Here is a 13,696-nt window from a genome sequence, read left to right as displayed (position 1 = left end):
GGGCTCGTGATCGCGAGCCCGGCCGGCATCAAATCAGAACTCCGCAACGCAACGGGCAAGTGCCCTCAGTTTACGGCCCGCAGCGGTTCGGCCATCGGACCAATCCTGGCCCCGGAGAGCACTTCAAGCGCCTCCCAGTTGGATATCAGTTGCTCGGCGCACTCCCTGAGAACCCCATCGAGGCGTCCGTCCTGACTGACAACGCGCAGATGCGCCACGATGGACCTGGCCAATGCAGGACTGCACCGGGCCGGAAAAGTCGTCATCAGTGTCAACAAGGCCGCCAGGGCAAGCTCGGGACTGGAGTCATATTCTGGTAGTGACTCCCCGTCGCCGTCCGGGCAAAACGTGCAGAAGTTACTCATATCCGCACCGCGTAGTACTCGACCACGTGCTGGACCTCAACCGGGAACGGCACTTCGGTGGCATCGGGGAGACGCGTCACCGTGGCATTGAAGTCCTTCTCGCTACAACTCAGCCACTCCGGTCGGGCCAGAGAGGGCTGTTCAATGCACTCGAGCACCATCGGCATCTTGCGCGCCTTATCGACAAGGGTGATGGTGTCCCCTGCCTTGAGGCGGATCGACGGAATATTCACCGGCTTGCCGTTCAACTGCACATGGCGATGTCGCACCAGTTGGCGGGCAGCCACGGTCGTCGGTGCAAAGCCGGCGCGGAACACCGCGTTGTCCAGGCGACGTTCAAGCAACTCCAGTAGCTTGTTGCCGGTCGGCGCCCTGGACGCCTTGGCCTCCCGGAACAAGCGCTGGAGTTGGGACTCCGTGAGCCCGTAGTTCATGCGCAACTTTTGCTTCTCCATCAGCTTGACCCCGAAGTCTGATTTACGCCGGGGACGCGAGCCGTGCTGGCCGGGCGGGTAGTCCCTCTCGCCGACGGATTTGCGGGACAGGCCGGGCAGCTCGCAGCCCAAGGCGCGCATGACTTTCAGACGGGGGCCGGTATATCGTGACATCGACGGAACATTCCTTTGCTTGCAGGGGTGAGGACGAAGGTGGCCCCCGGATCAAAAAGGCCCGGCCACCAGAACCCCTGTCAACAAAAGACCCAGGGCACAAACGTTGAGCAGCATCGAGCGCATTTCATGACTCCATGAACGGAAACCTGGAAATATCTTAATTGGCATCAATCTAAATGTAAACGATAATGATTTGCATTTAATACACTTCTCCGGTAGATTTCGGCCTCCGGCAGCCCTGCCTGCCCATTCCGCCCTCAAAAGCGTCAAGCCAGCCACCACGGGACACCCGCACGCCAGCTAGCCAGATGCCCTCAACATCTGGAGATCCGCCGTGCGCAAGACCCGCCAGGCTTCCCACCTCAGGAAGCGTCACCTCCCCCTCCTCATCAGTGCAGCGCTCGCCGGACCATCCTCCCTCGCTCATGCCCAGAGCGAGGGAGATTCGCCCATCCTTTCCAATGTCGTGGTCTCGGCCAACCGAAGCGAAACCCAGATCGACGCGGTCCCCGCCACCATCACCACGACGGACCGCCAGAGCATCGACCGGCGCATGCCCCACGACGAGACCAGCCTCTTCGCCGACGAGCCCGACCTGGCCGTTGCGCGCGACCTGAGACGCTTCGGGGCCAGTTCGATCAACATCCGCGGTATTGAGGGCAACCGCGTCCTGCAACAGGTGGACGGCGTGCGCCTCCCCGATTTCTACAGCGGGGGCGGCCCATCCAATGCCACCACGTCCAGCGCTGACGGGCCGGAGATGGACTTTCTCAAACGAGTTGAAGTGCTGCGCGGCCCAGCATCCAGCCTGTATGGCTCAGACGCCCTCGGTGGCGTGGTGAGCTACTTCACCCTGGACCCCGCCGACATCCTCGGTCAGCGCGACAGTGCCGTGCGCTACAAGAGCACCTGGCGCAGTGCCGACAGCAGTCTGCAGAACACCCTATACTTCGCCAGACGCAACGAGATGGTCGAAGGCCTCGTCGCCGTCACCCGACGCAAAGGCGAGGAACTCGACAACCGCGGTGAATTGGGCGGTAGCAGCGCCGGGCGCGAGCAGCCCAACCCGCAGGACACGCGCTCCCGCGGCACCCTGGCCAAGCTGATACTCAAACCCGCCCGGGGCCATCAGGTCCGCTTCACCTACGAAGACCGCAACCAGCACGCCGACGTTTCCCTGCTGCGCCTGGCCACCGCCCTGCCCCGGGTCAGCACGGCCAATGGCAGTGAAGATGCCCGCAAGGAGCGTTTCGCCATGGACTGGGAGTGGAAACCCGATGGCGGACTGGTCGACCGGCTGCTGCTCGGCGTCTACCACCAGAATTCTGCCAACCACGACAACACGCTCCAGCAACGCACCGGCACCACCGCCGGCTGCTCGGGAACGAGCCGGGGCAGCAATAACTGCCTGGTGGACATGCACTTCCATTTTCGCCAGGAAACCACCGGCGCCGGCCTGCAGGTGGAGAAGGGCCTGCACACAGGACCCCTCGAGCATTTCCTGACGCTTGGTGCAGACTGGCGCCGTCACAAGCTGGATGAACTGCGTGACTACCTGATCACCAACCAGACCACGGGCACAGTGAGCAAGTCCCTGGCCGGCGACACCTATCCGCTGCGCGACTTTGCTCCTGGCGAATCCAGCAGCCTGGGGATTTTCGCCCAGGACGAGGTCCGCATCGACCGCCTCACCCTGACACCCGGGGTGCGCCTTGATGCCATCAAGCTGCGTCCCGAGGCCCTAGGCAAGACCATCGGCAACCAGACCTTCTCCGCCACCCGCCAGGATCACTCCGCCATCTCACCCAAACTTGCCGCGGTGTGGCGTCACAGCCCCGGACTGTCCTTGTATGGTCAGGTCGTGCGCGGTTTCAGGGCCCCCAATTACGAAGAGGTCAACGCCCTTTTCTACAACGCCGCCCAAAACTACGCGAGCCTGCCCAACCCGAACCTGAAGCCCGAGACGAGTACGGGCATCGAGATCGGCACCCGCTTCAAGCTGGCCGGTGGGGACATGCAACTTGCCGTCTACAACAACAAGTACAGCAACTTCATCAGCAACGAACTGGTCTGCTCCACCCCCGGCACCGCCACCGCCCCGGCCTGCCTCGGCAACACGGTGCGGTCTGTGTATCAATCCATCAACCTGACCAGCGTACGCATCCGTGGCGCAGAACTGCGCGGCAACTGGGCCTTGCCCGCCGGCTTTCGCGCCGCGGGTGCCGTTGCGTGGGCCCAGGGGGACGTGACCTCCGCCGACCAGCCTCTCAACAGCGTGGATCCGGCCCGCCTCTACCTCAACCTGGGCTGGGACGGCCAGGCACTCAATCGCCCCCTCGCCCTTGATACACGCCTGCGCGCCGCCCGCAAGAAGGAACGCATCGACAGCAGCGAGGTGGACTACTTCCGCACCCCTGGCTACGCCATCGTGGACTTCAGCGCCAGCATGCAGATCCACCCCAAGGCCCGCATCAACCTGGCGCTCAACAACCTGTTCGACAAGAAGTACTGGGTCTGGAGCGATGTGCGCCAGGTTGCGCTGAGCACCACCGATGCCGGTCCGGCCTTCTACACCCAGCCCGGCCGCAACCTCAGCGCAGCGCTCCAGGTGGACTTCTGACGATGAACACACTGGCCCGCGTGTTGCAGCGCATCCCCGGCCTGCTCGCCCTGCCGCTGCTGTGCCTGCTCCTGCTCACCGGGAGCGGCCCGGCCGCGGCTGGCCGCATCCTGGTGATCAGCACCTCGCCGGTTCAGCCCGGCAAGTTCCTCAAACTGGCCGAAACGGCAAAGACCCATGGGCTCCAGCTGGACGCCCGTTTCGCCGAAAAGCTACCCGCCGATACCGGCCCGGCCCTCTTCAATGGCTACGACCTGGTGCTCTTCGACACGCCCCGTGACCACCTTCAGGCCTTTGTCGAGACACGGCTGACCGGCGCCCTGCCAGCCCTCCGCGCCCCGTCCCTATGGCTGAACGAGGGTAAACCCCGCTGGCAGGGAATCCCCGACGGGCTGGCCCGGCGCCTGCACACCTATTATGTAAACGGCGGCCGCCTCAACTTCGACGCCTTCCTCGCCACCCTGGCTGCCCACCTTGATGGCAAGCCCGCAAGCGGCATCCGCGATCCCATCGTCTTTCCCAAGAGCGGCATCTATCACCCCGACCATCCCGGCCTGGTTTTCGCCGAGCCGGCGGCCTACCTGCGCTGGAAGGCCGCCGGCAACGCAACCCCGGTCATTGCCATCGCGCTGCACCAGCAGTACATCGCCGCCGAGCAAGCCGCCTTCATCGACGACCTGATCCGGCGCATCGAAAAGGCCGGAGCACTGGCCCTGCCCTTCTACAGCCCGGTGATGGACGCGGACGCCGTCCGGCGGATGCTGCGGGCCGACGGCCGAACCCTCGCCAATGCCCTGATCAACACCCAGATCATGCTCAACCCCGAGGGCCGCCGGGCCGAGTTTGCCGAGCTTGGCATCCCCGTCGTCCAGGCCATGCCCTACCGCAAGGGCGACGAAGCCGCCTGGGCGGCCGATCCCCAGGGCGTCACCCTGATGGACGTGCCCTTCTACCTGGCCCAGGCCGAATACGCCGGCGTCACCGACATCCAGATCGCCGCGGCCACCCGGAAATCCGACGACCAGATCGCCCCCATCGCCGCCCAGGCCGACGCCGTAGTGGGCAAGGCCCTCCGCCTGGCCCGGCTGCAAACCAAGGCCAACAAGGACAAACGCGTCGCCCTATTCTTCTGGAACTACCCCCCCGGCGAAAAGAACCTCTCCGCCTCCTTCATGAACCTGCCGCGCAGCCTGGTGGCCACCCTCGCCGCCCTCAAGGCCCACGGCTACACCACCGAGACTTCGGGTGAGACCGAACTCACCCTGTCGCTCCAGCGCCTGCTCGCCCCCTACTACCAGCCTGCCGGCGACAACAGCGCCCTCGAATCCCTGCTCCGGGACGATCTGGCCGAACACCTGCCCCTCGCCGCTTACCAGCGCTGGCTGTTCACCCAGCCCGACAGCGTGCGCAAGCAGCTGCAGGAGCGCTGGGGCGAGCCCGAGCGCTCTTCCATGGTCGTCGTCCACCGGGGCCAGCCCGGCTTCGTCATCCCGCGCCTGCGCCTCGGCCACCTGGCCCTGCTGCCCCAGCCCCCCCGGGGCGAGCGCTGGGAGGAAAAGGAGAAAGCCCTCTACCACTCGAGCAGCGCCGCCCCCTCTCATTTCTATATGGCAGCCTACCTGTGGGCACGGGAGCAGGCGCGGAGCGATGCCTTCATTCACTTCGGCACCCATGGCAGCCAGGAGTGGCTGCCGGGCAAGGAACGCGGCCTCTCCGTATACGACTTCCCCATGCTCGCCGTCGGCGATGTGCCTGTTTTCTATCCCTATATCGTGGACAACATCGGCGAAGCCACCCAGGCCAAACGCCGGGGCCGCGCCACCATCATCAGCCACCAGACGCCCCCCTTCGCCCCCGCCGGCCTGCATGCCGCCCTCACGGCCATCCACGACCAGCTCCACGCCTGGCTGGCCCAGGACGAGGGCGCGGTAAAGGACAAGATCCGCGCCCAGTTCCTTGCCGCCATGCGCAAGGAACACATCGACCGGGATCTCGGCTGGACGGACGAGCGTATCCGCAAGGACTTCCCCACCTTTGTCAGCGCAGTGCACGACCACCTCCACGAACTGGCCCGCATCGCCCAGCCCCTGGGCCTGCACACCTTCGGCCAGGGCGCCGGCGAGGACGGCCGCACTGCCACCGTACTGATGATGGTTGGCAAGGACTTCTGGGAAGGCGTCGCAGGCCCCGATGAGGAAGCTGACGAACTCCTCGTCGGTGACTACACCCGGCTGAAGGCGTCCACTCCGTACCTGCGCCTGAAGGCCATCCTGCAGGGTAGGGCCGAGCTGTCCGCCCTGCCTCCCAAGGCCCGCGCTGCCGCCGAACAGGCCCGCAAGTGGTATGCCGCCCTCGACGCCAGCCCCGAGATCAGCGCCCTGCTGGCTGGCCTGGAGGGGCGCTACATTCCCACCAGCTACGGCGGCGACCCGATCAAGAACCCCGACGCCCTGCCCACCGGCCGCAACCTCTACGGTTTCGACCCCTCCCGCGTGCCCACCCAGGCCGCCTGGGCTGCCGGCCGCGAAGCCTTCGACCAGCTTCTCGCCACCCATCGCAGCAAGGCCGGCAAGGCGCCGCAGAAGCTCACCTTCACCCTGTGGTCGGTGGAGACCATGCGCCACTTCGGCCTCCTCGAAGCCCAGGCCCTGTGGGCGATGGGTGTAGAGCCGGTGTGGGATGCCGGCGGGCGGGTCGAAGACGTCAGACTCATTCCCCGGGAAGCCCTTGGCCGCCCCCGGGTAGACGTGGTGCTCTCCGCCACCGGCCTGTATCGCGACCACTTCCCCAACGTGATGCGCCTGCTCGCCAAGGCCGCCAAGCTGGCCGCCGAAGCCGACGAAGCCGACAACCCCGTTGCCGCCAACACCCGCCGCATCGCCGCATCCCTGCGCGCCCGGGGCTGGAACGAAGCCCAGGCCACCAACGCCGCCCAGACCCGCATCTTCTCCTCCGAGTCCGGCCGCTACGGCACCGGTCTGGACGACGCAGCCCTCGCCACCGACACCTGGAAGAGCAAGGCCGAGGGCGACCGCAAGCTCGCCCGCCTGTACCTGTCGCGCATGCAGTTCGCCTACGGCCCCGACGAAAGCCAATGGGGCCAACCCGGCGCCGGGGGCGAGAACCTCTACGCCGCCCACCTCAAGGGCACAGAAGGCGCGGTGCTGTCCCGCACCTCCAACCTCTACGGCATGCTCACCACCGACGACCCGTTCCAGTACCTGGGCGGCATCGCCCTCGCCGTGCGCCATCTGGACGGCAAGGCACCGGAACTCTACATCTCCAACCTGCGCGGCCAGGCCGGCGGCAAGGTGGAGGGCGCCGCCGGCTTCCTGGCCAAGGAGCTGGCCACCCGCAACTTCCACCCCGGCTACATCCAGGGCCTGATGAAGGAAGGCTATGCCGGCACCTTGCAGGTGCTCGATGGCATCAACAACTTCTCGGGCTGGCAATCCGTGGCCCGAGAGATCGTGCGCGACGACCAATGGCAGGAGTTCGTCGATGTCTATGTGCGGGACAAGCACAGGCTCGGCCTGAAGGACTGGTTCGAGCGCCAGAACCCCCACGCCCTCGCCCAGAGCATCGAGCGCATGCTCGAGGCAGCCCGCCAGGGCTACTGGAAGGCTGACAAGGCCACCGTCGATGAACTCAAGGCCCGTTACCGCGAGCTGGCCAACCGTCACCAGGTGAAAACCGACAACACCACCCTGCCCGCCTTCGTCGGCTTCGGGCTGGCCCAGGCCGCGCGCCGGCCTTCCGCGGCCGCCCCAGCACCCACCGGGCAACAGGACCCCGAACCGGCCCCCACGCCTCCGCCACCGCAGATCCAGGGCCTGCGCCTCGACAAGACCGAGCGCCCTGCCCCGCCCGCCCCCGCAGATGCCGCATGGGGGCTCCTCCTCGTCGCCATGGCAAGCCTGGGCGGCATGCTGCGGGCCCGGTCCGCCTTCCACTAACCCCTGCCAACCTGCCTGACCCTCACCATGAATCACGCCCTCGAAAACACCATGTACGACGTGGCGCAGCTCTTCCTGCTGCCCACACTCATCCTCATCGCCGTGCTATTCCTGTTCGCCTTCTGGTCTCTCGGCGAATTCGCCATGATCGCCTGGCGCCGCCGCAGGGATGGCGGCCGGCCGCTGGTCCGTGCCTACCAGGCCAACCGCACGCTCACCGACGACGAACTCGACCTACAGGCCCATACCCTGCTGGAAGCCCCCCGCGTAGCCAGCCGTGTCACCCCCATGCTCGGGCTGGTCGCCACCATGATCCCCATGGGTCCGGCGCTCAAATCCCTGTCCGATGGTGACCTGGCCCAGGTTTCCCACAATCTCACCGTCGCCTTTTCGGCGGTGATCCTGGCCCTCATTGCCGCCTCCATCACCTTCTGGGTCACCAACGTGCGGCGGCGCTGGTTGGCCGAGGAGATCGTGCATATCGGCCGGCTGCGCAAGGAGGGCTGAACATGGCACTCAAGCTGCTGCACGAACCCGAGACCGAAGACCCGATCCTGTCGGTGGTCAATCTCATCGACATCTTCCTGGTCGTCATCGCCGCCCTGCTCATCACCATCGCCAAGAATCCGCTGATGAACCCCTTCAGCAAGCAGGACGTCACCGTCATCACCGACCCGGGCAAGCCGAACATGGAGATCACCATCAAGAAAGGCGAGAAGGTCGAGCACTACAAGGCCAGCGGCGCCATCGGCAGCGGTGACGGGGAGAAGGCCGGCGTTGCTTACCGCATGAAGGACGGCTCCATCGTTTATGTGCCGGAAGGTGGAGAGGGGGCAGGCCCGGACGGCAAGAAACCCGACGCTGGCGGCGGAAATCCGCCCCGGCGCTGAACTCCCTGCCCCAGGGCACGTCCATCCGTCATGACCTGCACGCCACGCCCCCACTCCGCCGCCATGAAGCCCCTGCTCACCCTGCTCCTGATAAGCCTGGGCAGCGTCAGTCATGCTGCCGATCACATCGTCGAAGTCAGCAGCGGCCGCGAGATCAGCCGCACTGAACTACTGGCCCAAGCCCGCCAGAGCGATTTCCTCCTCCTCGGCGAGATCCACGACAACCCCCACCACCATCGCCGCCGCGCAGAGCTGATAGCCGGGCTGGCCCCCAAGGCCATCGTCGCCGAACAACTGGATGAAGACCGGCGCACAGACTGGGCCCGAGCCCCCGGCGAGACCCTGGAGAAACGCCTCAGCGCAGCCGGCTTCGATGCAGCCGGCTGGCAGTGGCCTCTCCACGAACCCCTTTTCGCCGGCCTAGCCAAAGCGCAGATCGACGTTGTGGGTGCCAACATCAACCGCAATCTGGCCCGCCGCATCGTCCGGGAAGGCAGCCCGGCCCTCCCCGCCCCCGTGGCCGCAGCCCTCGCCGCCAGCCCCTTGAGCCCGGGCGCCGAGGCTACCCTCGACGCCGATCTGCTGGACAACCACTGCGGCCAGCTTCCTGCCAGTCGGGTGCCCGGTATGCGTCTGGCCCAGAGGGCCCGGGATGCGGCCATGGCGCTGGGCCTGGTGGCCCTGCCCGACCGGCCGGCCATCCTGGTTGCCGGCAACGGCCACGTCCGCGCCGACTACGGCGTTCCGGCCCTGCTGGCCAGGCTGCGTCCCGGCGCCCGGATCATCAACATCGCCTTCGAGGAAGAAGGCAAGGCAGCGGACACCGGCACCGCCTACACCCACATCTGGCGCACACCCGCGGTCCACCGGGACGACCCGTGCAAGGGATTCGGAAAACCCCGCCCCTGAGACACGCGGGATCTGGACGACATTCAATTTTTTACGAAACCAGACTACCAACAATTCTGATTTTATTTAACTCCGCGAGCCGCTATGCTTCCACGGCTGAGATCCCCAACCACAGGAGACACGAATGAAAACCTTTGCCCTGATGACGGCCGCACTGGCCCTGGGCTTCACCCTGGTAACGAGCGACGCTGAAGCCGCCAAACGCTTTGGCGGTGGCAAGTCCTCCGGCATGCAACGCCAGGAAATGAGCCAACCCAAGTCCCCCAACGCCACCCCGGCCACACCCGCACAGGCTCCGGGTGCTGCTGCGGCTCCGGCCCGTTCCCAGGCTGCCGCTGCCGCACCCGCTGCTCAACCCAAGCGTTCCTGGATGGGCCCGCTGGCCGGTCTGGCCGCCGGTATCGGTCTGGCCGCCCTGGCGTCCCACTTCGGCTTTGGTGAAGAGCTCGCCTCCATGATGATGATGGCCCTGATCGCCTTTGCCGTGATCGCCGTGATCGGCTTCTTCCTGCGCAAGCGCGCGATGGCCAACGCGGCGGCCAACCAGCCGGCCCTGGCCGGAGCTGGCGCCGGTGGCATGCAATACACCGCCAACCAGGGTGGCTACGACAAGTCGCCGTCCGCTGCCACCCCGTCCTACGGTGGTAGTGCAGCCCCCGTGGCGGCTGCCGCTGCGGCCACCACGGCAGCTGCCGTCGGCAACATCCCGGCCGACTTCGACGCTGAAGCCTTCGTACGCAACGCCAAGCTCAACTTCATCCGTCTCCAGGCAGCCAACGACGCCCGCAATCTCGAGGACATCCGTGAATACACCACGCCCGAGATGTTCGCCGAGATCAAGATGAACTGGATGGACGACACCAGTGCCGGCCAGAAGACCGACGTGGTCTCCCTCAACGCCGAGGTGATCGACGTGAGTGAGGAAGCCGAGCGTTACATCGTCAGCGTGCGCTTCACCGGCCTGCTGCGTGAGGAAACCAACGCTGCACCCGAAGGCATCGACGAAATCTGGCACCTCACCAAGCCCCGTAGCGGCAACAGCGGCTGGCTGGTGGCCGGCGTCCAGCAGAACGCCTGACCGCTGGCGGCACAGCCGCCACACAGAACTCTGGCAGTACCCCCCTAGCCCCTGCACGAGCACCGCTCGTCGCAGGGGTCTTTTTTTATGCAGTCTGCAGATCCTGGACTCACCCTGCCCCGGGGAGCTCGCCCTCCGCCGACACCACCACGCCACCGCTGCCCATGGCTTCCAGCCCGGCCTTCGCCGCATCGGAAATGGCCAGCACACAGGGGTGGGTCAGGCGCCGCTCCACGGAAATCGCGTAGTACTCAATGCGCACTTCATCGGCACGGCCAAGCACAACCAGGTCACCCGTCGCCAGCGTTTCCTGCTCGATGGCTGTCGGCACCACGAAGGCCCCCACCCCGGCGCGCCCGAAGGCGGTCATCAGGGCCGTGTCATCGAACTCGCCGACAATGCGCGGCCGCAGGCGCTTGCGATCAAGCCAGTCCTCGAACTTGCGCCGGATGGCTGAATCCTCCCCCGGCAACAGGGTCGGAAGCTCGCCCATGCACCCCGGAAAGGCCGGCACCCGATCCCCCAGCAGGGAGCGTGCAGCAATGAAGCTGAGGCCCGACTCCCCCAGACGGTGGTTGTAGGCCCGGACATCCACCGAAGGCGGAATCGGTGAATCGGCAATCACCAGGTCGAGCTTGTGGATGGCCAGCTCGGTGAGCAGGCGGTCCAGGCGCCACTCCCGGCAGATGATGCGCACCGGATCGGCCGGATCCACCGCCGGACGGAGCAGACGGTAGGCGATCGACTTGGGCACCGCATCCGACACCCCGACCCGGAACTCCACCGGCCGACCCTTGGGATAGTGGCGCAGGGCCTGCTCCAGTTCGGCGCTGAGGGAGAACATCTCGTCGGCGTACTCCATGGCCAGGCGGCCTGCCGGCGTCAGCTCGAGGGCGCGGCCATCCCGGGCGAACAACTGGGTGTCGAGGCTGTCTTCCAGAAGGCGGATCTGCCCGCTGATGGTCTGGGGCGTGACGTGGAGCGCCTCGCCAGCCTTCACAACGCCACCGCTGCGCGCCGTCTTCCAGAAATAGAAAAGGTGTTTGAGGTTCATTCCACAGCTCCCGCCAGCACTTGTAACAGTTCGAATATATCGAAACAATACTTCAGTTAATGCGACTTTACCTGATTGATTGATACCAATATAGTGAGCTCTCCGAAACACACAGGAGACGAAGATGGAAGTCCAGATCAAGGCCCGAGGCCTGCCCGCCGCCAAGACCCTGCGCAATCACGCCAGCCGCCGTATCCGCACCGCACTGGGCCGCTTCGGCCACGCGGTCCAGAGTGTCACGGTACGTCTATCCGACATCAACGGGCCCCGGGGCGGTGCAGACAAGCTGTGCCGCATCGTCATCCAGATGAAGAACCGCTCCCTCGTCATGGAAGAGCTCGGCGACGACATGCGCCGGGTCATCGACCGCCTCACTGAGCGCGTCCAGTACAACGTGGCGCGGCAGATGGACAGGCTCGCCCGGGTCAATCGCCAGATGCTGCTGATGCCCGAGCCGGAGCTCGTGCCCATCAAGGCCTGACACCCGGATCTGAAGCACGGGGAGGCCTGACCTCCCCGGTGATTCCGGCTAAAATCGCAGCCCGAACGCCATCTGCGGGGCCAACTGCCCCGCCATGACCGCCATGCTGCGAATCTCCGAACTCCGCCTGCCCCTCGACCATCCCGTCGAGGCCCTGCCCGCCGCAATCCTCCAGCGCCTGGGCATCCCTGCTACCGAGCTCACCCGCTTCACCGTCTTCAAGCGCAGCTACGATGCGCGCAAGAACGCCCGGCTCACCTTTATCTACATCGTCGATGCCGAGGTGAACAACGAGGCCGCCCTCCTCCAGCGCTTTGCCGGTGATCTCCACGTCAAGCCGACGCCCGACATGGAATACCATTTCGTAGGCACGGCGCCGCCCGCCTTCACCCACCGCCCTGTGATCATCGGCTTTGGCCCCTGTGGCATCTTCGCCGCACTGATCCTGGCCCAGGCGGGTTTCAGGCCCATCGTGCTCGAACGCGGCAAGGCCGTGCGCGAACGCACCCAGGACACCTGGGGCCTGTGGCGCAAGAACACCCTCAACCCCGAATCCAACGTGCAGTTCGGCGAAGGCGGCGCCGGCACCTTCTCTGACGGCAAGCTCTACAGCCAGATCAAGGACCCCAAACACTACGGCCGCAAGGTGCTCACCGAGTTCGTCAAGGCCGGTGCGCCACCGGAGATCCTGTATGTCGCCAAGCCTCACATCGGCACTTTCCGGCTGGTTGGCATGGTCGAAGCCATGCGCGCCGAGATCGAGCAGCTGGGCGGCGAGATCCGCTTCCAGCAACGGGTCACCGACGTCCTGATAGAGGACGGCCAGGTACGCGGCGTGAAGACCGCCAGCGGCGACGAGATCCGCAGCAACCACGTGGTGCTGGCCCTGGGCCACAGCGCCCGGGACACCTTTGAAATGCTGCACGAACGCGGCGTATTCATGGAAGCCAAGCCCTTCTCGGTGGGCTTTCGTATCGAACACCCCCAGAGCCTGATCGACAAGGCCCGCCTCGGCCCCCACGCTGGCCACCCGGAGCTGGGCGCGGCCGACTACAAGCTGGTGCACCACGCCTCCAACGGCCGTGCGGTGTACAGTTTCTGCATGTGCCCCGGCGGCACCGTGGTGGCCGCCACCTCGGAGCCCAACCGGGTCGTCACCAATGGCATGAGCCAGTACTCCCGCAACGAGCGCAACGCCAACGCCGGCATCGTGGTCAGCATCACCCCGGACGACTACCCCGGCGGCCCGCTGGCCGGGATCGCCTTCCAGCGGGAGCTGGAGAGCCGGGCCTTCGTGCTCGGGGGCGGCACCTACGAGGCGCCGGGCCAGCTGGTCGGCGACTTCCTGAAGGGCAAGGCCTCCACCGCCCTGGGTAACGTGGAGCCCTCCTACAAGCCGGGGGTGAAGCTGGGCGACCTGTCCACCGCCCTGCCCGACTACGCCATCAGCGCCATGCGTGAGGCCCTGCCGGCCTTCGACCGGCAAATCCGCGGCTTCAACATGTACGACGCGGTGCTTACCGGTGTCGAAACCCGCACCTCGTCACCGCTGCGCATGACCCGCGGAGAAAACTGCCAGAGTCTCAACGTAAAGGGACTTTACCCGGCGGGCGAAGGCGCCGGCTACGCCGGCGGCATCCTGTCGGCGGGGGTGGATGGCATCCGCGTCGCCGAGGCGGTGACAAGCAGCCTGCTGGCCGGGGATTGAACGACCGGGGCCCGACGGCCTGAA

11 protein-coding genes are annotated in these 13,696 nt (G+C 66.0%); 8 read left to right on the top strand and 3 right to left on the bottom strand.

Translation table 11 applies throughout. The features are described from left to right. Positions 1 to 65: 65 nt before the first annotated feature. Positions 66 to 233 carry a hypothetical protein gene (locus ACIQ09_RS05855; protein WP_398307149.1) on the bottom strand — a complete coding sequence of 56 codons (168 nt, stop codon included), beginning with the start codon at positions 231 to 233 and terminating at the stop codon, positions 66 to 68. Positions 234 to 361: 128 nt separating this feature from the next. Next, the gene (gene rpsD / locus ACIQ09_RS05850) at positions 362 to 973 is read right to left on the bottom strand and encodes a 30S ribosomal protein S4 (RefSeq protein WP_398307147.1); all 612 of its coding nucleotides are present in this window, start codon (positions 971 to 973) and stop codon (positions 362 to 364) included. A gap of 337 nt (positions 974 to 1,310) precedes the next feature. Here rpsD and ACIQ09_RS05845 point away from each other — a divergent pair, with 337 nt between their 5' ends. The 6 genes from ACIQ09_RS05845 to ACIQ09_RS05820 all read left to right on the top strand — a co-directional run bounded on the left by ACIQ09_RS05845 (position 1,311) and on the right by ACIQ09_RS05820 (position 10,429). Then, positions 1,311 to 3,596: a TonB-dependent hemoglobin/transferrin/lactoferrin family receptor gene (locus ACIQ09_RS05845; protein WP_398307144.1), complete on the top strand. Its 2,286-nt coding sequence runs from the start codon at positions 1,311 to 1,313 to the stop codon at positions 3,594 to 3,596. Between the two features lie 2 nt (positions 3,597 to 3,598). Next, positions 3,599 to 7,552 (top strand): cobaltochelatase subunit CobN, encoded by a 3,954-nt coding sequence (cobN, locus tag ACIQ09_RS05840; protein ID WP_398307142.1) that lies wholly within the window; start codon positions 3,599 to 3,601, stop codon positions 7,550 to 7,552. A gap of 27 nt (positions 7,553 to 7,579) precedes the next feature. Then, positions 7,580 to 8,059, top strand: a complete 480-nt coding sequence (locus ACIQ09_RS05835; protein ID WP_398307140.1) for a MotA/TolQ/ExbB proton channel family protein — start codon at positions 7,580 to 7,582, stop codon at positions 8,057 to 8,059. Positions 8,060 to 8,061: 2 nt separating this feature from the next. After that, entirely contained in the window at positions 8,062 to 8,442 is a 381-nt protein-coding gene (locus ACIQ09_RS05830; protein ID WP_398307138.1) for a DUF2149 domain-containing protein, read from the top strand. Between the two features lie 30 nt (positions 8,443 to 8,472). Beyond that, positions 8,473 to 9,351, top strand: coding sequence for a ChaN family lipoprotein (locus tag ACIQ09_RS05825; protein ID WP_398307136.1), 879 nt, complete (start codon positions 8,473 to 8,475; stop codon positions 9,349 to 9,351). Between the two features lie 124 nt (positions 9,352 to 9,475). Next, the gene (locus ACIQ09_RS05820) at positions 9,476 to 10,429 is read left to right on the top strand and encodes a Tim44 domain-containing protein (RefSeq protein ID WP_398307134.1); all 954 of its coding nucleotides are present in this window, start codon (positions 9,476 to 9,478) and stop codon (positions 10,427 to 10,429) included. A gap of 109 nt (positions 10,430 to 10,538) precedes the next feature. Here the strand turns inward: ACIQ09_RS05820 and nhaR are convergent, their stop codons facing one another. Next, a complete protein-coding gene (gene nhaR / locus ACIQ09_RS05815; RefSeq protein WP_398307132.1) occupies positions 10,539 to 11,483 on the bottom strand; it encodes a transcriptional activator NhaR in 945 nt (314 codons plus the stop codon). 124 nt (positions 11,484 to 11,607) lie between these two features. Between nhaR and ACIQ09_RS05810 the strand changes: the two genes are divergently transcribed. Together ACIQ09_RS05810 and ACIQ09_RS05805 are read left to right on the top strand one after the other, a co-directional pair. Further along, positions 11,608 to 11,964: an HPF/RaiA family ribosome-associated protein gene (locus ACIQ09_RS05810; protein ID WP_398307130.1), complete on the top strand. Its 357-nt coding sequence runs from the start codon at positions 11,608 to 11,610 to the stop codon at positions 11,962 to 11,964. 103 nt (positions 11,965 to 12,067) lie between these two features. Then, entirely contained in the window at positions 12,068 to 13,672 is a 1,605-nt protein-coding gene (locus ACIQ09_RS05805) for an NAD(P)/FAD-dependent oxidoreductase (RefSeq protein WP_398307155.1), read from the top strand. The last annotated feature ends 24 nt before the right edge of the window (positions 13,673 to 13,696 follow it).

Origin of the sequence: Zoogloea sp., assembly GCF_044344315.1 — a bacterium.
In the GTDB taxonomy this organism is placed as follows: Bacteria; Pseudomonadota; Gammaproteobacteria; order Burkholderiales; family Rhodocyclaceae; genus Zoogloea.
The sequence above is the reverse complement of the archived record's forward strand: the minus strand, read 5'-3'. Positions and strand labels throughout refer to the sequence as shown.